This is a genomic window from Flavobacterium sp. PL12, from assembly GCF_039123485.1.
Lineage (GTDB): Bacteria > Bacteroidota > Bacteroidia > Flavobacteriales > Flavobacteriaceae > Flavobacterium > Flavobacterium weaverense.
The window spans coordinates 92,161-113,607 of the sequence record NZ_JBANDI010000005.1; the positions used below are offsets into that span (position 1 = coordinate 92,161).

Here is a 21,447-nt window from a genome sequence, read left to right on the forward strand (position 1 = left end):
GCAGTTTTCAGATCTCAATTTCTGATTACTGCGATTGAACTTTATTAGATCTAATTATGCTTTTGATACAGTAAAGACTGATTCACTTCAAAAGCTATCGTTTTGTCTTCATTGACAAAATATTTTAACAAAACTTCTCCCCAAATTTCTCCATCACTATAATCAGCGATAATCCATCTGTGATTCAGTATTTTCACTTTATTAATAATGAATTTATTCTTACCTATTTGGTCTTGACCCGTGTACGGATTGCCTTTTGGATTTGAGTTGTAGTCTAAAAGCTTTTCAGTAACAATAGGAATTAGTTCTTGATATTTTACTGATTTAGAATCATTGGAAGAATCAAAATAATTTTGTGCGTTGTCATTATTTTCTAAAGAAAAATAATTAGCATCGGCTAATTTAGTGGTAACAAGATCGATACTATCTCTCAACTTAGTCGTAGTTCTCTTATATCGTTCTTCTTGAAATTTAACTTCTTTACTTAAAAACATATAAGTGAAAAGCGTTGTCAGTACGGCAAGAATAGTAAGATAAAGGAATAAAGATTTTTTCATTTTTTTTATGGAATTATATAATAATTTCTAAATTATCATATGCAAGGAATACATTTTTAGGAAGCTTTTTTTGAACCTCTTCATGAAATCCCATTATATGACTGATGTGTGTGAGATAAGCCTTCTCTGGCTGGACCAAAGTTATAAAATCTAGCGCTTCTTGCAAATTAAAATGCATGTCATGAGCTTCCTCTCGCAAAGCATTTATAACAAGAACTTTTAAATTTTTAAGTTTCATTACTTCACTTTCTTCAACTGTTTTTACATCAGTCAAATAAGCAAAATCATCAATTCTATAGCCAAAAACTTGTAGATTACCATGCATAACATTTATTGGAATGGCCGTTTTATTTCCAATGGAAAATGGCAAGTTGTTTTTGACTTCTATCGTTGCAATAGAAGGTGCTCCAGGATACTTATTAACTGTTGCAAAAACGTATTCAAAACGTCGTCGAAGATTATCAATTACGCGCTGGTGACCAAAGATAGGAATCTCACCTTGCTTAAAATTGAAAGGTCTGATATCGTCAATTCCTGCAGTGTGATCTGAATGCTCATGTGTAAACAAAATTCCATCTACTTTGGGACAATTAGAGATCAACATTTGCTGCCTAAAATCTGGCCCACAGTCAATAATAAAGGAATAGTTTTCCCAAGAAATCCATATTGAGACTCTCAGCCTTTTATCTTTTAGATCGCTACTTTTACATACTGGATGATTACTCCCTATAACGGGAATACCTTGTGACGTACCAGTTCCTAAAAAATATACCTTCAACGCTCTTGTTTTTATTTACAAAAATAGGGTTAATTCTCTTTCTTTAGAAGCCTATTTCATTAACTTTGCAACATATTAGCCATATTAAATAAAAATGGACACAGAAATAAAATTAAAAGGGGATCGAATCATCGAACAAATCCCTTCGGTAAACGATAAAGCACTCCGTATCAATCTGAATGAGAACATTTATGGAACTTTTGCAGAAATTGGAGCAGGGCAAGAAACTGTAAGGCATTTTTTTAGAGCTGGAGGTTCTTCTAATACAATTGCAAAGGCAATGTCAGCCTATGACAAGGATTTTAGTGATGCTGTTTACGGAATTGAGGAAGATGGACGTTACGTGACCGAAAGCCGATTAAAAAAAATGCTGTCTCATGAAGTAAATTTAATTGAGCAACGTTTAAGCAGAGAAAAACATCCTAATAAAATGTTTTTTAGTTACGCAAATACTGTCGCTACGATAGATTTTGCTAAACAGTTTAAAGGTCACGGATGGGTTGGTATCAGTTACCAAATAGAGCCAGACGAGGATTACAACGAAATCATGCTTCACATACGTTTTAAGGAAACAGACGTTCGTTTGCAACAAGAAACTCTTGGTATTCTTGGTGTAAATTTAATATATGGAGCATTCTATAAATACAATGATCCTAAACGTTTATTGCGTTACTTATACGATCACTTAGATAAAGACCAACTAGAAATTGATACCATAAATTTCTCAGGGCCAAGATTTGCAGATGTCGACAATCGTTTAATGAGTTTACAACTTGTTAAAAACGGAATGACCGATGCCGTTATGTTTAATCCTGATGGAAAAAACATTTTACCTGCAGCGATTTTATACAAAAAGAACATCCTTGCTTTTAGAGGAAGTTTCCGTCCAGTAACTAAGGTGAACATGGATATGTATGAGAAGTCGTTAAAGATGTTCCTGAATGAAAATAAAGTTGAGAAAGAAAATACTTTAGTTGTTTTCGAAATTACACTATCAAACCTTCGTTCAGATGGTGAAATTGACGAAAGAGATTTCATGGATCGAGCGGAGCTTCTGTGTTCGCTGGGACAAACCGTCATGATTTCTAATTTCCAAGAATATTATAAAGTTGTGGAATACTTCTCTAATTATACTAAGGCGAGAATGGGATTAGCCATGGGAGTAAACAATTTGGTAGACATATTTGATGAGAAATATTATCGTCATTTAAGTGGTGGTATTCTGGAAGCTTTCGGAAAATTATTCTACCGTGATATGAAAGTGTTTTTGTATCCAATGATAGGTGAAGATGGAGAAATAATAACTTCTGAAAATTTAAAAGTTCATCCTAGAATGAAAGAATTATATAAATTCTTCAAGTTTAATGGAAAAGTGGTCGATATTGATGACTACGACGCAGCTATTCTAGATGTGTTTTCTCGTGAAGTATTGAATATGATTAACAATGGTAAACCGGGTTGGGAAATAATGCTTCCAGCAGGTATTGCAGAAATTATAAAAGAGCACCAACTCTTTGGATTTGAACCAAATAAAGTTCTAAAAGAAGTAAACTAGAATAAAAGCTATAGTTGCAAATTTTAAAATAGAGAAGCCAAGAAGTACATTTTACTTTCTTGGCTTTTTTCATTTTTAAGGCCTATTCCAGCAATACGCTATAGCCTTCACTCATAACCTTGTTTTACGAGGTCGCAGCAAGAGCTTCCTTTGGTCGCTTTACTACTTCCGTAACAACATGGCTATTCAATCAGGGCTGCCGCTGCTGTCTGGGGCAAGACACGTATAGAAATTTATTCTAAAACGAATGAGTAATCGATACCAACACAAAAAAGCATTGCCACTTTCTTTGAGAATTTTGAAATGAATTAATCAATAACAGCAAACCTATATTTTGCTAACGGAAATGATTCTATTTTAATACCTAAATAGAAGAGAAAAACTTTCTTACAAATGAAAATCAAAAAAAAGAGAATTGCGAAACATGCTGATTTCTTAACATGATCAAATTCAATTATTTTACTACATTTGATTAGTAATAATGGAAGATAATTATACATACAATTTGGTTATAAAAATCGAGGTTACATCAATTTGAATGAAATTAATAGAAATTAAATGAAGAAAACGTTTTTAACTATAGCAATTACTTTACTTGTTTTATCTTGTAATAAACAGGTAGATAAAGAAAACGCAGAAGGAACTTCTACAGAGCAATCAAAAACTACAGACACATTATCCAAGTCAACAGGAACAACTGCAATTCAGGATTTTGATATAAATAGCATTGAAGAATCAACTGCTGATATTGGTGTTTTCCCTTATTTAAATCCGCCAGAAACTTACACTTACGGATATGAGAAACAGATAAGTCCAAATGATATTCGCGATTTTGACAAAGAATATTTTGCAGTTAATGGCAAGCTAATTCCAGTTGAAGGAAAAAGTTTTAAAGTAAATATTGAAAAGGACCGAAGCGACGGAAAACGATTCAATAGTTTAATAGTCGGTAAAAGCTACGAAGAAGCGATTTCAGCATTAGGAGGAGTGCAAGTAAATGATGTTACGATACCGAAATCTGAAATTGAGAGAATTGGAAATAAGGAATTAATTGAAAAACATTACGGATATTCTCTTGATTTTAATATGCTAGATGACATAAAAACGTATGTAATAAAAACGAGAGATAAGGAAATATGGATTCAGTATTATTTAATGAACGATGAGAGCGGCAGAATAACAATACTTGAAAAAGCCAACTTGAAAACGCTTGCGGTAACTAAAATTACTGCAAACCAGATGAAAACCGATCTTGATTTAAATGGTAAATCTATTTTAAACATCAATTTTGACACCGACAAAGCATCACTTAAATCCGATGGTAAAACAATTGTAGAGGAAATCATCCTACTTTTAAAATCAAATCCAAAGCTTAAATTATCTATTGAAGGTCACACAGATAACTCTGGAATTGCAACTAAAAACAAGCAACTATCTTCAGATCGTGCTAGTACAGTTTTAAAAGAATTAGTTAAAAATGGAATTGATAAAGCAAGATTAAAAGCCATAGGTTATGGAGCTGAGAAAACATTAGTTAAAAATGACAGTGAAGCAAACAAAGCAAAAAATCGAAGAGTAGAATTAGTTAAATTTTAATAAAATTCAACTTGTAAATTAGTGTCAAATATAAAAACAGTACGGATGCTAGTGTGCAAACAAATTTGTATCTGATTATTTAAAATTGAATTACAAGACTCGGAATTGCAGGAGCAATCAAAAATTTTACACTATTTTGAAAATCTCAACTATCACCTTTATAAATAGTATGTATTATGAAAACTAAAATATTATTAATAATTAAATATATACTAACTTTAGGCTTAAGCTTTAGCGTTCTGAGCGCAGCTTTTGATTTCTACAATGGCAAAGATTTTCAATTATTAAAGTTTATATCTTCTGCTGTTTTTTTTGGTTTACTGATGTCTTTTCAATTGAGAAAAAATGTTCAAAATGAATTGACCTCAAGTACTAAATAGAAACTTTTTAAATCGCACATTACAAAATAATATTTAATTTGTCAGCTTATACCCCAGAAATAACAGAGCAATTTAGTTTAGACGCTTGCAGGGTTCCTAGTGGCATCAATGACTGCTGATAAAATAAAACATAAAATTATTAAGTAATAATGATCAAAAATTAGCTTAGTACTTAACTGAATATTAAATTAAAACCTATGCGGTTTTAAAAACCACATAGGTTGAATTGCTTGAATAATTAATATTATTTTTAATACTCGATTTAAATAAATAGTTTTATTTTAAGATCTGATTTGCATGCTCTTTAGTTTTTACTTTTTCAATTACTTCATCAATGATTCCGTTTTCATCAATTACGAAAGTAGTTCTGTGAATTCCATCATATTCTTTTCCCATAAACTTTTTTGGGCCCCAAACACCAAAAGCTTGAATGACTGATTTATCTTCATCCGCTATTAAAGGGAAAGGAAATTCATACTTGTCCTTAAATTTTAGTTGCGCTTTCGCCGAGTCGGCACTTACACCTATTAATTCATAATTATTCGCTTGAAAACGCTCAAAATTATCTCTCAAATCACAAGCTTCGGCTGTACATCCTGGTGTACTAGCTTTTGGATAAAAGAAAACCACTAATTTTTTACCAGTATAATCTGCTAACGAATGGGAATTTCCGTCCTGATCAAATCCTGAAAAATTAGGTGCTTTATCCCCTTTTTTTAATGTTGTCATATCTCTTATTAATTGGTTGAAAAGTATTGTTATTGCTATTGAGTTTTGGTTAAATTTATACATTCTGCCCCAGATAGAAGGCAAAAGCCCGGACTTAAAAAAATTATTATTTCTTGTTTAAAAAGAGCGACCGCTAGGAAGCTCCTTTATAACCGTAGAAAAAAAGTTTTTTAAGGAGGACTTGTAACGAATAGCTGGATTAGGCACTAAATAAAAATTAAACTATTTTTACATTTATAAAAATACAAAAATGAACAAACAGGAACGGGTTACTTTTGTTATAAATACGTTAAAAGAATTATATCCCACTATCCCGGTGCCGCTGGATCACAAAGATCCATACACTTTACTAATTGCTGTTTTATTGTCAGCTCAGTGCACTGATGTTCGCGTTAATCAAATTACACCATTATTATTTGCTAAGGCTGACAATCCATATGATATGATAAAAATGTCTGTGGAGGAAATTAAAGAAATTATTCGACCATGCGGTTTATCACCAATGAAGTCAAAGGGTATTCACGGATTATCACATATTTTAATTGATAAGCACGATGGAAAAGTTCCTCAAAGTTTTGAATTTTTAGAAGAATTACCAGCTGTGGGACACAAAACTGCTAGTGTTGTAATGTCACAAGCTTTTGGAGTTCCTGCTTTTCCTGTTGACACTCATATTCACCGCTTGATGTATCGCTGGAATTTAACAAATGGTAAAAATGTAGTTCAGACTGAAAAAGATGCCAAAAGAATTTTTCCAGAGGAAATATGGAATGATTTACATCTACAAATTATATGGTACGGTAGGGAATATTCACCAGCTCGAGGTTGGGATTTAGAGAAGGATATTATAACAAAAACGGTGGGTAGAAAAACTGTCCTTGATAGCTATTACAATAAAATAAAGAAGTAATTAAATCAAAAAATCCCATTGTCGCAGTAAGCACACATTGGGATTTTTTTTTGGACTACGAAGAAAAATCAAATAGTATCCCTCTATATTATTCTTAGTTAGAGATAATTTCGATATCTAAATTTTTAATTCTCACAATGCTAAGCGCTTTAGAGTAATTTAATAAAAATGAAAGAGTTTCTTCACTTGGTTTCATTGTCTGAGAAACCAATGATTTTTTAGAGTAAATTTTTGCCATATCGTTGTAGTATTTGTTTTTATATTACAACGTAGCAAGATTGAGTATATTGTTAATTGGTCAAAATAATTTGGTGCTTATCAATGACTTTTCTCAAATTCATTAAAGCATATCGCATTCTTCCTAGGGCTGTGTTGATACTTACTCCCGTACATTCAGAAATTTCTTTAAAACTCATATCTTGATACATTCGCATCACTAAAACTTCCTTTTGATCTGCGGGAAGTTCCTCTATTAGCTTTTTAAGATCTAACTCTACTTGGTCGGCAATAATTCGATTTTCAATGGTCATTGAATCATCTGACATGATTGAGAAAATAGAAAACTCTTCAGTTTCCCTGAACAAAGGCATTTTTTTTGACTTTCGATAATGATCAACAACTAAGTTATGCGAAATACGCATTACCCAAGGTAGAAACTTACCTTCTTCATTATAAGAATTTGATTTTAAAGTTTTTATAACTTTAATAAAAGTATCTTGAAAAATATCGTTAGTTATATCGCGATCTGGAATTTTAGAATAGATGAAGCCGTAAATCTTAGATTCATGCCTTTTTATTAGTTTAGCTAAGGCATCTTCATTACCAGCGACATATTCCTTAACTAATGACGCGTCTGGAAGTTGTATATTAACCATATTAATACTTTTTAGTTTTTAATTAAAATTGGTAGATTGCTCTAAAAAGTAGTTTTATAATATAGGCTAATAGCTGTTTAGGTTAATAAGTGGTCAAATTTAACTAAATATAGTTTGTAAACACAAATAAAAATATGAAAAATTAACATATGAAGTTTAAAATTTGTTAAAATTTCTATTCTAATATCATATTTATTTTAATGTACAACTATTGACTCACTTAATAACAATCAAATACCTGACCACATTCTAAGTAATACTGAACTAACTACTTATAATTATCTACGAATACAGGTCTCTCTTAATACAAGCCAAATTATTCCTTCAATATTACAAGGCTTCTAATATACTCTAATTCAAGAATCAATAAATTTCAATTTGTAGCATTTACAATAAAAGCTAAAAATCAATTGTTTACATCATAATTACCATAATGAAGCAAGAGTGGCTTAAGATTTAAAGTTCGAAAAAAAAGCTACTTCATCTACAGGATCGCAATACGTTTTTAAACATTATTTGTGAGTTGTTCAGTTCTACTTGTCTGTTAGAAATTGATTACTTTTGTAAAAATTATTATTTTTATGCAAGTTGACCTTTCAAAATTAGATCCAAAGAAAAATATAATCATAAAAGGAGCGCAAGTACACAACTTAAAGAACGTAGATGTTGCTATTCCTAGAAATAAATTAGTAGTTATTACGGGTCTCTCCGGTTCAGGAAAATCAAGTTTAGCTTTCGATACTTTGTATGCAGAAGGACAACGTCGTTATGTTGAAAGTTTATCTTCTTATGCGAGACAGTTCCTTGGCAGATTAGATAAACCAAAAGTAGAATATATAAAAGGAATTGCTCCAGCGATCGCTATTGAACAAAAGGTGAATACTACCAACGCTCGCTCTACGGTGGGAACCTCAACAGAAATATACGATTACATCAAATTACTTTTTGCTAGAATTGGACGCACTTATTCGCCAATTTCTGGTCGGGAGGTTAAAAAAAATACTGTAACCGATGTTGTCAACGAGGTAAAATCTTTACCACTAGATAGTAAGTGGTTACTCCTAGCTCCTATTCATTTAGAAGAAGGTCGAAAGTTAGAAGATAAATTAAAAGTACTCTTGCAGCAAGGTTTTGCTAGAATATTAGTCAACAACGAAATGATTCGTTTAGACGATTTACCTGCTTCATTAAGCAAAAAAGAAATTTTACTAATTGTAGACCGTATTGTCGTCAAGGAGGAAGAAGAATTTTATAATCGTCTTGCGGATGCAGTTCAAACAGCTTTTTTTGAAGGAAAAGGAATTTGCTATTTAAAAGAACTAAACTCTGATGTAAAGTTCACTTACTCTAATAACTTCGAGTTAGACGGAATGAATTTCCTAGAGCCTAATGTTCATCTATTTAGCTTCAATAATCCGTATGGAGCATGTCCCGTTTGTGAAGGATACGGAAATATAATAGGAATAGATGCTGAATTAGTAGTTCCAAATACTACACTATCCGTTTTTGAAAATGCTATTTTCCCATGGCGAGGCGAAAGCATGAGTTGGTTTAGAGACGAATTAGTGAATAAAGCATACAAGTTTGATTTCCCTATACATAAACCTTTTTTTCAATTATCAGAAGATCAAAAAGAATTGATTTGGACTGGAAACGAATATTTCCAAGGTTTAAACGCCTTTTTTAAAGAATTAGAAGAGAAAAACTATAAAATACAAAATCGAGTAATGCTTTCTCGATATAGAGGAAAAACGAAATGCTACTCTTGTAAAGGCAAGCGTTTAAGAGTAGAAGCTTCTTATGTGAAAATCAATTCGAAAACAGTTTCTGACTTAGTTGATTTACCTATTAAGCATTTAGTTCGGTTTTTTGATGGTATAGAATTGGACACTTACGAGAAGCAAATTGCAAAACGTTTATTATTAGAAATCAATAATAGATTATCTTTTTTAACGGAAGTTGGTTTGGATTACCTCACCTTAAATAGAAATTCAGCAACACTTTCTGGAGGAGAATCACAAAGAATTAATTTAGCAACTTCACTTGGAAGTAGCTTAGTTGGATCGATGTATATCTTGGATGAACCAAGTATTGGTTTACACCCAAAAGATACAGAGCGCCTAATAAAAGTACTGATTTCTTTACGAGATTTGGGGAACACTGTAATTGTTGTTGAACACGATGAAGATATCATGAAAGCCGCTGACATGATTATAGATATCGGACCTGAAGCAGGAACTCTAGGAGGGAAATTAGTTGCACAAGGAACTTACGCTGAAATTTTGAAATCAACTTCTCTTACAGCTAAATATTTAAATGGAGATTTAGAAATTTCAGTTCCTAAGAAAAGAAGAGCATTTAAAAATTATATTGAGATAAAAGGAGCACGAGAAAATAATCTTCAAAATATTGATGTTACTTTTCCGCTAGACGTTTTAACAGTTATTACTGGTGTTTCAGGAAGTGGAAAAAGTACGCTTGTTAAGAAGATATTATTTCCAGCGATGCAGAAAAAGCTTGAAAATATAGGAGAAAAAGCAGGACAATTTACCGAAATGACGGGTTCATTTTCACAGATAAAACATATTGAATACGTTGATCAGAATCCTATTGGACGCAGTTCAAGGTCTAATCCAGTAACTTATATTAAAGCCTACGATGACATAAGAGAACTGTACGCAAGAGAAAAACTTTCGAAAATAAGAGGCTATCAAGCAAAACACTTTTCCTTTAACGTGGATGGTGGTCGTTGCGAAACGTGTAAAGGTGAAGGATCGATAAATGTGGAAATGGTCTTTATGGCTGATGTTCAACTACCTTGTGAAACTTGTAATGGAAAACGATTTAAAAAAGAAGTTCTTGAAGTAGCATTTGAAGGTAAAAACATTCACGATATTTTAACGATGACTGTTGATGATGCAATCGCCTTTTTTAATGCTCATAAACAAGCTAAAATAATTCAGAAGTTGCAGCCGCTTCAAGATGTAGGACTAGGATATGTTCAATTAGGACAATCTTCATCTACACTTTCAGGCGGGGAAGCGCAACGAATTAAGCTTGCTTCTTTTCTAGTAAAAGGCGCTACTAAAGATAAGGCACTTTTCGTTTTTGACGAACCAACAACGGGATTACATTTTCATGATATAAAGAAACTGCTAAATTCTTTTGATGCTTTAATAGAAAAAGGTCACTCAATAATCGTTATCGAACATAATCTTGATCTTATAAAATGTGCCGACTGGCTAATTGATTTAGGCCCGGAAGGTGGAGAAAACGGCGGGAAACTGCTTGCTGTTGGAACTCCAGAGGACGTTATGAAAAACAAGAAGTCAGTAACAGGAGCTTATTTGAAAAATGTTTTGAAGAAATAAAAAAAAGGGCCGATAATTAATTTATCGGCCCTTTTTAGTTATTTAGTTTTTTTTTAGAATCTATATCCTAAGCTGACACCACTGCGAATTCCTCCCCATGGTCCACTAATATTAATTTTTGCACCAGTTGCATTAACCTCAACTTTAACATCTGATAAAGGAAGTTCAACGTCATCTAACTCTCTTTGCAGTGCTGCTTGCTCATTAGGAGTAAGTAATCTACTTGTAGTTCCTACTAAATCTCCTTTAGAAGTTCCGTAATGCGGACCTACAATCCACCAGTCTAATATTAAATTTTTACCTAAATTAAATTGAGCTCCAAATTGTACACCAAAAGTATTAGCTAAAATTTTACCACCCAAATCAATATCTTCTTTAGCTCCGAAGTCGCTATTATAAGTAAAATTAACATTAGATATATCATATTTAATATGTCTGTAAAACGGTGCAATATAAAAACCTTTACCATAACCTTTCCCTAAATAAAAACGAACCTCAGGCGTGAAAGCAGTATAACCTAATTCGGCATTTGTAAACATATCTTTCGATTCAGAATCGCCATACGTTAAATCTTCAATTTGGCTTTGGAACGGCAAACCACCTTTTGGAATAAAACTGTAACCCATTACAACTCCAATTCTTTTGGTTAAACTTCTTTCATACTGTAATTGAAAGTTTTTAAAAACTAAACTTGTCAAACTAAGTTTTACATTATTTTTATTAGGTAAACCAAAATCGTTGTTTACAGCGATCGAGCCGTTACCTGATTCTGTAGCAGTCGACTGCGAAAAAGTAGCAACAGAACTCAATAAAATTATTGAAAGTGAGAGTAAAATTTTTTTCATAATTGATGGTTGAAGTTGTTTTTAATTTTGCAAATGTAAATTAAAAACACTTTTCTTCAAAGGCATTTCCATCTTCATCTATTGCAATAAGTATTTTCTTAGCTTTAGAAGAAACTTGAGAGATGTAAATCCAAGCGATAGACCATAATCCAAGAGTCGCGCAGAATATAAAAAAGTTAGAAATGTGATCTACTTTCTTCTTACTTTTCATCAAAATAGCATAAGGTAATTTATCATTTCGTTCTAAAACTACAAAACCATTGTTCGTTTTTTTATTTAGAAAAGATGAAAACTTTGCTAAATCTGCATCAATTTTACTTTTGTTACTATTCATTTTATTCAAGATAATTAATATGTATTATTTGGGATTACTGCTTGAAAAAAGCAATAGCAAAATTAATAGCAAATTTAGAATCTTACAATACCCACTTTTAGTGATATTTAGCTCAATTACTTGAGACTAAAAGAATTTGTTCACTTTTGCTAAAACCAAATCAATAGCATTATTTATCTCTGTAGAAATAACGAACTTGTAATTGACGTAAGTGTAAACAACAGTTATTAGTATAGATTTACATGTTATCGCAATTATTGGAGAAAACGGAAACTCCCAGAAATAAAAGGATATGAACAAGATAAATGTAATAATTAAAGAGTGAATAGTTTCCGGTGTAAAGGGATATAAATGAAGTCGCTTAACAACAAAAAGCAACTTTGCTAAGCTGTACAGAGTAATCGACAAAAGCGTTGCAAAAGCGCAACCCATTATGCCATACATAGGAATAAATACCATATTTAAACCAATAGCGACCGCAACTAAAAGTACTCCAAGAAAAAGCACTGCGCGATAGTACTTTGTATTAAATATAATAGCATTATTATTTCCTAAAATTAGGTCAAAGTATTTTGAAATCCCAATCATGAATACAACTAATATTCCGCCGCTATACTCTTTCGGAACCATTTCGTAAAGCTGATTGATATTTACAAAGATGCCAAGCATCACGTATCCACCTACAACTTGTAGATTAATAGATGTCTTTTTGTACAGCACATTTAACTCTTCAAATTTGTTATCGTGCATCAGTTTAGCGGTGATAGGATAGACAATTTGATGCATTGCCCTACTTGGAACTGATATTACTAATGCTATAAATGTTGCAATAGAATAGAAAGCAATATTATCAATAATCATATACTGATTCAACATTATTTTATCACCATCTAACAATAAATTAGCCACACTACCTGACAAAATAATGTAGAAAGTGTAGGTTAATATTTCTTTAGTATTCTTAGGCATTGAAAATTGAAAAGTTGGTTTTTCAATATGAAAAGCATAAAACATAGTAACTAAAAATGCTAGAAGATATAAAGCTGCTGTCGCGTAAACAAATCCTTCTACGCTCAGATATTCAAAATAAACAGCTATTAAAAGTATAAGTGAAAATAATCGAAGTCCAACTTCCTTGATAAAATTACCAAAAACAGAATGCATGTGAACTCTTGCCCAAGCGTAAAAAATTTCGAAATATGCCATACAAAGTCCTATGAAAGGAATCAACCATACAAAGTTTTTTACGATTTCATTTTTTTTCGAAAGAAAGAATAAAATCTCATCATAAAAATATAGTGAAACTAACAACATGGGAACGATTACCACTAATGGAAAAAGCACTGTAAATGATAGAAATCTAGACTTTTCCTCTTGCGTTTCGTATTGTGAATAAAACTTAACTAATGTGTTTTGCATACCGATAGCAAACAAGGGCATAATAACATTTGCACACGAAGTAATGTAATTTGTTAAACCGTAAAAGGTAGCCCCAAGAAGAACTGGATAAAGATAAAGTGTGTTTATGGCTCCAATCCCAAAGCCTAAATAAGTTATTATTGTATTCTTTAAAGATTGATTTAATACTATTCCCATGAAAACGTAAAAGTTATATATTAAAGTTTATACTTTCGGATTGATCAATTGTGCCAATTCTCTTGTCAAACTTTTTCTGGAATATTTCTGTAAACCAATTCCATTTGATTGTAATTTTCCTTCCAAAAATTGATTGTAAAAGTCCAAAATTACACTTTTTAATTTCATTTTCTCTGAATACTTAACGAACTGTCCCGTATTAGTATTTGCAATAATTTCAGCAAAATCTGAATCCTCTGGCCCGATCGCAATGATAGGCCGATTAGAAACTAAATATTCAAATAACTTTCCAGGAATAATGCTTTTTGTATCTTGGGAATCAATTTCGATTAGCATTAAAACCTGAGACTTTCTTTGATGTACAATTGCTTCATGATGTGAAACGTATCCCAAATTGTTTACGTAAGAACCTAAATTGAATCGCGTGATCGTTTCCAAAACTTCTTGACTCACAGCTCCTATTAATTTGATTTGCAAATGAAATTTAAAATCAGGAACCTCTTGAATTAATTCCGTAAAACTCTCCCATAAAATAATGGGATTTCTTTCAGATAAAAAAGATCCAATATGAGCTAAGCTAAATTTAGAATCTAAAGTTTGTTTTCCAACTTGCTCCGTGTCATAACCATTCGTAATTACAGCAATAGGTTTGCTTGTAATCGCTTCAAATTCAATTTTAGTAGTTTTACTTGTTACGATAATGCAATCGGCTGAATTTAAAACCTGATGTTCTAAAAATTTATGCTTTTTAGCTGCAAAACTGGACAATCGTAATGATTTGTGATATCCTATAGTAGTCCAAGGATCCCGAAAATCAGCAAACCATTTTACATTTAATTTATTTTTTAATTTTAGTCCAATGAGATGCAAACTATGAGGCGGTCCGGATGTAATTATAGTATCGATATTGTGATCTACAATATACTTCTCTAAATAAGATACCGATGGCTTAACCCAATACACACGAGCATCAGGAATAAAAAGATTTCCCCGAATCCAGAGGAAAGTTTTATCTAAGAAAGACTGCTTCTTTTGATTTGGAATTATTCCAGAACTGATTTTCTTAGTTTTGTTTTTCGAAAAAACCGACGCTAATTGATACGGTTCAAAAATTTTCTGTTTCAGAATGATTGCCTTCTCTGAAACTTCTTGTACTAGATTTTCATCAAGAATTGGGTACGTCGGATTTTCAGGAATGTAGACAATTGGTTGAATTCCGAAATCTGGAAGATATTTAACGAACTTCAACCACCGCTGTACACCAGGTCCGCCGGCAGGCGGCCAATAGTAAGTGATAATAAGAACTTTTTTATTTTCCTTATGCACTAAAGTGCTACTGCTTTCAATTACAGAATCTTTTTCCATTTATATCGCAGTTCCTTCGCCTTTATCAAAACGTTTCTTTTCGAAGTAAATACCTCCAACTAATAATAACAAGATTCCAAAACCACTTATTAAAGTTATTGTACTTCCTGTTTTTATTACTTGCGGTTCAAATTTGAATTCTACAGTATGCTTACCTGCTGGAATTTGCAATCCTCGTAAAACATAATCAACTCTAATATGATCTGCATTTTTACCATCGATGTAAGCATTCCATCCCTTTCCATAATACATTTCAGAAAAAACTGCTAAACCTTCGTTGCTGTTATTTGAATTGTATATTAGATGATTTGGTTTGTAAGAAGATAAATTAATTGTTGCCAAATCATCTTTGGGGAAAGCCTTTTTACTAACCTTAAATTCTTTTTCATTTATAATAGCTACATTTTTAGAATCTAAGCTATCTAACGCTTTCATCTCGCCATCTGCTGAAGTAACAGATTCAACTTGAGTAATAAACCAAGCGTTTCCATTAGCATCTGGGTTAGCGGTTGGGAATTCATTTCCTTCCTTATCTCTTTGAATAACATATTTCACATTAAGCATGCTCAATACCTCAATATTATTTTTAGCGATTTGGTAATCGACTAATTGCTGCATCCTTCTTGGTCTAACTGCACTGTAACCACCTATAGATTTATGGAAATAGGAAGCACGAGCTCCTAATACATCTGCGACTTCAAAAACTCTATAATTTGATGTGTCTTTCAAAATTTGTGCGTCCGTTGGCGTTTCAGTGAAAGGCATTGTCACTTCGCTTCCTCTAACAAAATCTTTTGCTGAGACATAATTTTTAGCGACAAAAAATAAATCTGCAACCATTACTAGACCTACAGTTATAATTGCTGATTTTTGAGCCAATCTATCTTTCATTGCAAACCACAAAATTCCAGCGGTCACAAGCATAAAGAATCCAGAACGCAATAAATCTGCGCTATATAAACTCATTCGATCAAGCTTCAAAGCGTTTACAAATTCAGGACCGTAACTCTGCTCGTAAGCACCGTCATTAGCACTCGAAAAGCTAAACATGCTTTTACTTAAAAATAGTATTACAATGATTCCTAATCCTAAAATCGCTGATTCATAAATTCCTTTCCATTGTGCTTTCTTGTCTAGCTGAAAGAACGATTGTAGTCCCATCATGGCTAAAACTGGAAAGCAAAGTTCAAGAACAACTTGTATCGAAGAAACCGCTCTAAACTTGTCGTATAAAGGAATGTAATCAATAAAGAAATCAGTAATTAAGGAGAAATTTTTTCCCCACGAAAGAATCAATGCCACTATTGCACCAGAAAGAAATACATATTTAATTTTACGTTTGTCAGTAAAAAGAGCTAATACCGCAAGAAAGAAAACCACTGCACCAATGTAAGCTGGCGCGGCAACAATGGGCTGATCACCCCAGTAAGTTGGCATTCCTGAAACAAAATCCGTTGCTTGTGCTTCTGGAACTCCTTGACCAATCATAAATTCATACATATGACTGTCTCTTCCCACTGCTTCATTATTTGAACCACCAAATAATCTTGGTACAACCAAATTTAAACTCTCAACAATTCCGTAACTATATTCAGTAATATAGTCTTTACTCATCGAACTAGTCGTTTCGTTCTTTGAACCATTTGGATTAAAAGTTAATTCACTTTTACCACGGATACTAAAATCAGTATATTCTGTGGTTGCTAATAAATTTGTCGCATTTGCACCTATTGCGAAAATACCCGCAACTAGTAATGTCCCAAAAGAATAAAGCATCGCTTTATAATCCTTCTCTTGTACTTGCTGATAAATAAAATAACCAGAAAGTATTAGTAAGAAAATCAATAAATAATAAGTCATTTGGAAGTGATTAGCACTTATTTCTAGCGCTGTCGCAAAAAGCGTAATCAATCCTCCGAGAATATATTTTTTTTGGAAAACCAAAATAAAACCTGCGATAACTAATGGCATATAAGCTATAGCATGTGCTTTAGCATTGTGTCCCACACCTAAAATAATAATCATATAGGTTGATAAACCAAAAGCTAATGCTCCAAAAAATGCTTTTAGCGGATCTATCTTTAGAACCAACATCAAGCCATAAAACCCTAAAAAGTATAAAAATAAATAATCTGCAGGACGTGGTAAAAAACGTAATGCATCATCTATCGCACCTATGTAATCGTGAGGATATTTAGCTCCCAACTGGTACGTGGGCATTCCACCAAAAGCAGAATTCGTCCAGAAAGGCTCAATATTATCTGTAGCTCTAAAGTCATTTTGCTCCTTAGCCATTCCAGTGTATTGAACAATATCTGATTGAGAGATTTGCTTTCCTTGTAAAACAGGATAAAAATAAATTAAAGAAATAAGAATAAAACCAAGTATGGCTAGAGCGTGTGGATAGAACTTATTTATTATTTTCAATTTAAAAAAAGTTTGGATTAAAGTAAATAGCTTATTAAAACGGCAAACTTAATCTATTTCTTCGTAATCAACATAGTCCCCCACTTTTTTGGTCTCACGGGGATTTTTAGCATTTGTTGGATTATAAATAACTTCTTCTTTGTTTTGAGTTTTCTGCCAATTATTCTGCTGTTGTTGCTGTTGCATATTCTGCCCAGCTTTTTCAACTACTTTTTTTACGATTAAAGGCAAAAACAATTTTGCTAAAAAACGGAACACGTAGTAGAATGCGATAATATAAAAAATTGCTTTTATAAAACCAGTAAATGAAGCTGTTTGCATAAATGTATTTTTTTTTCAAAATTAATAAATCAAAAGGTCAAAATTAAGATATCATTCTTAAATAAATAATAAAATATAGTATATTTGAAACACCTTGCCGCTTTTTAACTCAATAATTAATTATGTCAAAAGTAAAAATCATACTTATCGTTGCCGTTCTCCTACTTCCTTTGATTAATTTCGGACAACATACAGACCAAATTAATTCAAATAGACCTGGAGAAACGATGTCAGCTTTTGCAGTAGGAAAATCTGTTTTTCAAATAGAAACTGGAATCTACGGAATTAAAGAAAAGCATGATTTACTTAATTATGAGAATAACGGTTTTGGTGTCGACATGATGTTACGTTGGGGATTATTTTTTGAACCTCTAGAACTAATTGCAGATTTTCAATATCAAAGTCAACAACATATTGAAAATTTCAGAAGTGAACAACAATCTGCGTTAAAGAAAACCGTTTTCGGAGCTAAATACTTAGTTTACGATCCTTTCAAAAATTATGAAAAGAAAATAAATTTGTACAGTTGGAAAGCAAATCGTGCTTTTAATTGGCATCAATTACTTCCAGCAGTCTCAGTATTTGCTGGTGCAAATTTAAATTTTTCTAACAATCCTTATGCTTTTTCACCTGCAGCTGAAATTTCACCAAAAGTGATGTTAATTACACAAAATCATCTTGGAGATGGTAGATGGGTTTTTGTCACTAACATTATAGCTGATTACATAGGCACTGATTTTCCGAGCTATGGATACGTCTTGACATTAACTAGAGGGTTTAGTGAGAAATGGTCTGGTTTTGTCGAAAATCAAGGTTATAAGAGTGACTTCTATAGCGATGCAATTATAAGAGGTGGCGCCGCTTATTTATTGAATAAAGACATGCAAATAGATGCTTCGATTAGTAATAGTTTAAAAACAACTCCCTCTATTCTATATGGAGGAATTGGTTTTTCATGGCGATACGATGCTAATTATAAAGAAGTAAGAATGAAAGTAGATTCAGGCGATGCCGAAAAGAAAGGAAGAAGAAGAGCAGCAAAAACAAAAAAAGGATAAATACCGAATTTTACAAAAACGATGATTACAATACACGAAGCTAAAAGTAAAAGTGAATTAAAAGAATATATAAAGTTTCCTTTTTCTCTTTACAAAAACAATAAAAACTGGGTTGCTCCGCTAATTTCAGATGAATTAGAGGGTTTTGATAAAGAAAAAAATCCTGCATTCGAAACAGCAGAAGCTTATTTTTATGTTGCAAAAAAAAACAATGAAATAGTTGGAAGAATAACGGCAATTATAAACTGGAGCGAAGTAAATGATCAGCACAAAAAGAAAGTTCGTTTTGGCTGGTTTGATGTCATTGATGATGTAGAAGTTACGAAAGTACTTTTAGAAAAAGTTTATGAACTAGGGCGTAAAAATAATTTAGAATGCGTAGAAGGACCAATAGGTTTTTCTAACCTAGATAAAGTAGGTGTTTTGACTGAAGGTTTTGATGAAATAGGAAACATGATTACTTGGTATAACAATCCGTATTATGCAGCTCACTTTGAACAATTAGGTTACGTAAAGGAGAAAGAATATATTGAGAGCAAATTCCCATTTGAAAACGTAAAACCAGAGTTTTTTGAAAAAGCGAATGATTTGGTAAAGAGAAGATACCAATTGACAGCGCTAAATTTTAAGACTACTAAAGAGGTTATGCCTCATATAGATAAAATGTTTGATTTATTTAATAAATCTTACGCCTCCTTATCCTCTTTCGTAGCTATTTCCGACACACAAAAGGAATATTTCAAAAAGAAATATATTAGCTTCATCAATCCAGAATACATTAAATTTGTTGAGGACAAAGATAAAAATCTTGTCGCTTTTAGCATTGTAATGCCTTCATTCACTGAAGCATTACAAAAGGCGAATGGAAAGTTGTTTCCTTTTGGATTTATACATTTACTTAAAGCAAAAAAACAAAGTAAAGACGTTCTTTTTTATCTTATTGGTGTAGCACCAGAATATCAAAACAAAGCGGTAACAGCAGTTATTTTTAAAGAATATTACGAAACTTTTAAAGAAAGGGGAATTCTAAATTGTTTTAGAACACCCGAGTTAGCTGATAATGCAGCAAGTATTAATTTATGGAAACATTTTAACACGGTTGTGCATAAAAGAAGATGTACTTATACTAAACTTTTATAAACATAATAGTAATATAATCTCACTTGCTTAAAAACCAATTAGATTGTTTATTTTTGAGAGTACTATTTGGGTTGTAGCAAAAGAATTAAGTTCTAATTATGTTTTGAATCACAAGACTGAAAAAAAATGGAATTAGCATATTAAATTCTTAAATAAATTTTTACTTTCTCAAAATATAGGAGGGCAATAAAATATTGAGTCCAAAAAAAAATCCATTCGCAATAGCAAATGGATTTCTTCTTTTGTCAAACTTTAGTTTTATAAAACTAGAGTTAGTATTTAAAGGAAGTTTAGAAAAAACTTCTTATTTATTTTGCTAAGCGTCTAAATCAACTGTTGTACGAGAAGCAATTTCCTTATATGTACCATTTAGTAATTTCTCACGAATTGCTTCAAAAGCTACTAATGTTTCATTAATATCATCAATCGTGTGAGGTGCTGTAGGAATAACTCTTAACAATATCATCCCTTTAGGAATTACAGGATAGATTACGATAGACAAGAAAATACCATAGTTTTCTCTTAAATCATTAACCATAACCATAGCTTCTGGAACACTACCTTCAAGATATACCGGAGTTACACATGTATTCGTATCACCTATATTAAATCCTTTACTACGAAGTCCGCTTTGTAATGCATTTACATTTTCCCATAATTTATCTTTTAAACCAGGGTTGTCACGTAACAATTGCAAACGTTTCAACGATCCAATTGTTTGAATCATAGGTAAAGATTTAGCAAACATTTGAGAACGCATATTGTATTTCAAATAATCGATAATATCTTTATCTGCTGCTACGAAAGCACCAATGTTAGCCATTGATTTTGCAAAAGTAGAAAAGTATACATCAATATCATCTTGAACTCCTTGCTCCTCACCTGCTCCAGCTCCTGTTTTACCAAGTGTACCAAAACCGTGTGCATCATCAACTAGCAAACGAAAGTTGTATTTTTTCTTCATTTCAACAACTTCTCTCAGCTTTCCTTGTTGTCCACGCATTCCGAAAACACCTTCTGTAATGAATAATATTCCACCACCATTTTCTTCTGCTAACTTAGTAGCACGTTGAAGATTTTTCTCCATGCTTTCTACGTCGTTATGGCGATACGTAAAACGTTTCCCCATGTGTAAACGAACACCATCTATAATACAAGCATGTGCATCAACGTCGTAAACAATAACATCATTTTTAGTTACCAAAGCATCAATAATAGATACCATTCCTTGATAACCAAAATTTAATAAATAAGCAGATTCTTTCATAACAAAAGCAGCCAATTCATTCTCTAATTGTTCATGATATTTAGTTTGACCACTCATCATACGAGCTCCCATAGGATAAGCAGCACCAAACTGTGCAGCTGCGTCCGTATCTGCTTGACGCACCTCTGGGTGATTAGCAAGTCCTAAGTAATCATTCAAACTCCAGTTCAAAATATTCTTTCCACCAAACTGCATTCTTGGACCTAGTTCACCCTCTAATTTTGGAAAAACAAAATAACCTTCAGCTTGTGAAGCCCATTTCCCTAATGGTCCTTTATTGTTTTGAATCCTTTCGAATAAATCTTTTACCATAATATATCAAGTAATAATTTTAATTTTAAGA

General features: G+C 32.2%; 19 protein-coding genes. 7 read left to right on the plus strand and 12 right to left on the minus strand.

Annotated features, from left to right (window positions below):
- Positions 1 to 50 precede the first annotated feature (50 nt).
- Positions 51 to 557, minus strand: a complete 507-nt coding sequence (locus RCH19_RS03980) for a hypothetical protein (RefSeq protein ID WP_343022134.1) — start codon at positions 555 to 557, stop codon at positions 51 to 53.
- Positions 558 to 570: 13 nt separating this feature from the next.
- Positions 571 to 1,335, minus strand: a complete 765-nt coding sequence (locus tag RCH19_RS03985; protein WP_343022135.1) for an MBL fold metallo-hydrolase — start codon at positions 1,333 to 1,335, stop codon at positions 571 to 573.
- A gap of 94 nt (positions 1,336 to 1,429) precedes the next feature.
- Here RCH19_RS03985 and RCH19_RS03990 point away from each other — a divergent pair, with 94 nt between their 5' ends.
- From RCH19_RS03990 to RCH19_RS04000, 3 genes are all read left to right on the plus strand, one after another.
- Positions 1,430 to 2,890: a TonB-dependent receptor gene (locus RCH19_RS03990; protein ID WP_121925603.1), complete on the plus strand. Its 1,461-nt coding sequence runs from the start codon at positions 1,430 to 1,432 to the stop codon at positions 2,888 to 2,890.
- 558 nt (positions 2,891 to 3,448) lie between these two features.
- Positions 3,449 to 4,486: an OmpA family protein gene (locus RCH19_RS03995; RefSeq protein WP_343022136.1), complete on the plus strand. Its 1,038-nt coding sequence runs from the start codon at positions 3,449 to 3,451 to the stop codon at positions 4,484 to 4,486.
- Between the two features lie 176 nt (positions 4,487 to 4,662).
- Entirely contained in the window at positions 4,663 to 4,866 is a 204-nt protein-coding gene (locus tag RCH19_RS04000) for a hypothetical protein (RefSeq protein WP_343022137.1), read from the plus strand.
- A gap of 276 nt (positions 4,867 to 5,142) precedes the next feature.
- On the opposite strand, the gene bcp is transcribed toward RCH19_RS04000, so the two are convergent.
- Positions 5,143 to 5,595, minus strand: a complete 453-nt coding sequence (gene bcp / locus RCH19_RS04005) for a thioredoxin-dependent thiol peroxidase (protein WP_343022138.1) — start codon at positions 5,593 to 5,595, stop codon at positions 5,143 to 5,145.
- Positions 5,596 to 5,845: 250 nt separating this feature from the next.
- Between bcp and nth the strand changes: the two genes are divergently transcribed.
- On the plus strand, positions 5,846 to 6,505 hold the full coding sequence (gene nth / locus RCH19_RS04010) for an endonuclease III (protein WP_121925606.1): 660 nt from the start codon (positions 5,846 to 5,848) through the stop codon (positions 6,503 to 6,505).
- Between the two features lie 94 nt (positions 6,506 to 6,599).
- Here the strand turns inward: nth and RCH19_RS04015 are convergent, their stop codons facing one another.
- Positions 6,600 to 6,743 (minus strand): hypothetical protein, encoded by a 144-nt coding sequence (locus tag RCH19_RS04015; RefSeq protein ID WP_343022139.1) that lies wholly within the window; start codon positions 6,741 to 6,743, stop codon positions 6,600 to 6,602.
- A gap of 52 nt (positions 6,744 to 6,795) precedes the next feature.
- Complete coding sequence (locus RCH19_RS04020) at positions 6,796 to 7,380, minus strand: sigma-70 family RNA polymerase sigma factor (protein ID WP_343022140.1); 585 nt, start codon at positions 7,378 to 7,380, stop codon at positions 6,796 to 6,798.
- Positions 7,381 to 7,961: 581 nt separating this feature from the next.
- On the opposite strand from RCH19_RS04020, the gene uvrA reads away from it, so the two are divergent.
- The gene (gene uvrA, locus RCH19_RS04025) at positions 7,962 to 10,751 is read left to right on the plus strand and encodes an excinuclease ABC subunit UvrA (RefSeq protein WP_343022141.1); all 2,790 of its coding nucleotides are present in this window, start codon (positions 7,962 to 7,964) and stop codon (positions 10,749 to 10,751) included.
- A gap of 53 nt (positions 10,752 to 10,804) precedes the next feature.
- Here uvrA and RCH19_RS04030 read toward each other — a convergent pair whose 3' ends face one another.
- The 6 genes from RCH19_RS04030 to RCH19_RS04055 all read right to left on the minus strand — a co-directional run bounded on the left by RCH19_RS04030 (position 10,805) and on the right by RCH19_RS04055 (position 17,639).
- The gene (locus RCH19_RS04030; RefSeq protein WP_343022142.1) at positions 10,805 to 11,596 is read right to left on the minus strand and encodes a DUF3575 domain-containing protein; all 792 of its coding nucleotides are present in this window, start codon (positions 11,594 to 11,596) and stop codon (positions 10,805 to 10,807) included.
- Positions 11,597 to 11,636: 40 nt separating this feature from the next.
- Positions 11,637 to 11,930, minus strand: a complete 294-nt coding sequence (locus RCH19_RS04035; protein ID WP_343022143.1) for a hypothetical protein — start codon at positions 11,928 to 11,930, stop codon at positions 11,637 to 11,639.
- A 126-nt stretch (positions 11,931 to 12,056) separates the two neighbouring features.
- Positions 12,057 to 13,526, minus strand: a complete 1,470-nt coding sequence (locus RCH19_RS04040) for an oligosaccharide flippase family protein (RefSeq protein WP_343022144.1) — start codon at positions 13,524 to 13,526, stop codon at positions 12,057 to 12,059.
- A gap of 27 nt (positions 13,527 to 13,553) precedes the next feature.
- A complete protein-coding gene (locus tag RCH19_RS04045; RefSeq protein WP_343022145.1) occupies positions 13,554 to 14,891 on the minus strand; it encodes a glycosyltransferase family 4 protein in 1,338 nt (445 codons plus the stop codon).
- Complete coding sequence (locus RCH19_RS04050; RefSeq protein ID WP_343022146.1) at positions 14,892 to 17,318, minus strand: YfhO family protein; 2,427 nt, start codon at positions 17,316 to 17,318, stop codon at positions 14,892 to 14,894.
- Between the two features lie 48 nt (positions 17,319 to 17,366).
- Positions 17,367 to 17,639, minus strand: coding sequence for a DUF4834 family protein (locus RCH19_RS04055; protein ID WP_343022147.1), 273 nt, complete (start codon positions 17,637 to 17,639; stop codon positions 17,367 to 17,369).
- A gap of 122 nt (positions 17,640 to 17,761) precedes the next feature.
- On the opposite strand from RCH19_RS04055, the gene RCH19_RS04060 reads away from it, so the two are divergent.
- Entirely contained in the window at positions 17,762 to 18,697 is a 936-nt protein-coding gene (locus RCH19_RS04060; protein WP_343022148.1) for a transporter, read from the plus strand.
- 21 nt (positions 18,698 to 18,718) lie between these two features.
- Positions 18,719 to 19,837, plus strand: a complete 1,119-nt coding sequence (locus RCH19_RS04065; RefSeq protein WP_343022149.1) for a GTP cyclohydrolase — start codon at positions 18,719 to 18,721, stop codon at positions 19,835 to 19,837.
- Between the two features lie 316 nt (positions 19,838 to 20,153).
- Here RCH19_RS04065 and RCH19_RS04070 read toward each other — a convergent pair whose 3' ends face one another.
- Positions 20,154 to 21,416 (minus strand): aminotransferase class I/II-fold pyridoxal phosphate-dependent enzyme, encoded by a 1,263-nt coding sequence (locus RCH19_RS04070; protein ID WP_121925616.1) that lies wholly within the window; start codon positions 21,414 to 21,416, stop codon positions 20,154 to 20,156.
- Between the last annotated feature and the right edge of the window lie 31 nt (positions 21,417 to 21,447).

What these genes read in the sequence shown, in the direction of transcription:
- RCH19_RS03980 (WP_343022134.1), bottom strand. Translation starts at nt 557, where the DNA reads ATGAAAAAATCTTTATTCCTTTATCTTACTATTCTTGCCGTACTGACA.
- RCH19_RS03990 (WP_121925603.1), top strand. Translation starts at nt 1,430, where the DNA reads ATGGACACAGAAATAAAATTAAAAGGGGATCGAATCATCGAACAAATC.
- RCH19_RS03995 (WP_343022136.1), top strand. Translation starts at nt 3,449, where the DNA reads ATGAAGAAAACGTTTTTAACTATAGCAATTACTTTACTTGTTTTATCT.
- RCH19_RS04000 (WP_343022137.1), top strand. Translation starts at nt 4,663, where the DNA reads ATGAAAACTAAAATATTATTAATAATTAAATATATACTAACTTTAGGC.
- bcp (WP_343022138.1), bottom strand. Translation starts at nt 5,595, where the DNA reads ATGACAACATTAAAAAAAGGGGATAAAGCACCTAATTTTTCAGGATTT.
- nth (WP_121925606.1), top strand. Translation starts at nt 5,846, where the DNA reads ATGAACAAACAGGAACGGGTTACTTTTGTTATAAATACGTTAAAAGAA.
- RCH19_RS04015 (WP_343022139.1), bottom strand. Translation starts at nt 6,743, where the DNA reads ATGGCAAAAATTTACTCTAAAAAATCATTGGTTTCTCAGACAATGAAA.
- RCH19_RS04020 (WP_343022140.1), bottom strand. Translation starts at nt 7,380, where the DNA reads ATGGTTAATATACAACTTCCAGACGCGTCATTAGTTAAGGAATATGTC.
- uvrA (WP_343022141.1), top strand. Translation starts at nt 7,962, where the DNA reads ATGCAAGTTGACCTTTCAAAATTAGATCCAAAGAAAAATATAATCATA.
- RCH19_RS04030 (WP_343022142.1), bottom strand. Translation starts at nt 11,596, where the DNA reads ATGAAAAAAATTTTACTCTCACTTTCAATAATTTTATTGAGTTCTGTT.
- RCH19_RS04035 (WP_343022143.1), bottom strand. Translation starts at nt 11,930, where the DNA reads ATGAATAGTAACAAAAGTAAAATTGATGCAGATTTAGCAAAGTTTTCA.
- RCH19_RS04040 (WP_343022144.1), bottom strand. Translation starts at nt 13,526, where the DNA reads ATGGGAATAGTATTAAATCAATCTTTAAAGAATACAATAATAACTTAT.
- RCH19_RS04045 (WP_343022145.1), bottom strand. Translation starts at nt 14,891, where the DNA reads ATGGAAAAAGATTCTGTAATTGAAAGCAGTAGCACTTTAGTGCATAAG.
- RCH19_RS04055 (WP_343022147.1), bottom strand. Translation starts at nt 17,639, where the DNA reads ATGCAAACAGCTTCATTTACTGGTTTTATAAAAGCAATTTTTTATATT.
- RCH19_RS04060 (WP_343022148.1), top strand. Translation starts at nt 17,762, where the DNA reads ATGTCAAAAGTAAAAATCATACTTATCGTTGCCGTTCTCCTACTTCCT.
- RCH19_RS04065 (WP_343022149.1), top strand. Translation starts at nt 18,719, where the DNA reads ATGATTACAATACACGAAGCTAAAAGTAAAAGTGAATTAAAAGAATAT.
- RCH19_RS04070 (WP_121925616.1), bottom strand. Translation starts at nt 21,416, where the DNA reads ATGGTAAAAGATTTATTCGAAAGGATTCAAAACAATAAAGGACCATTA.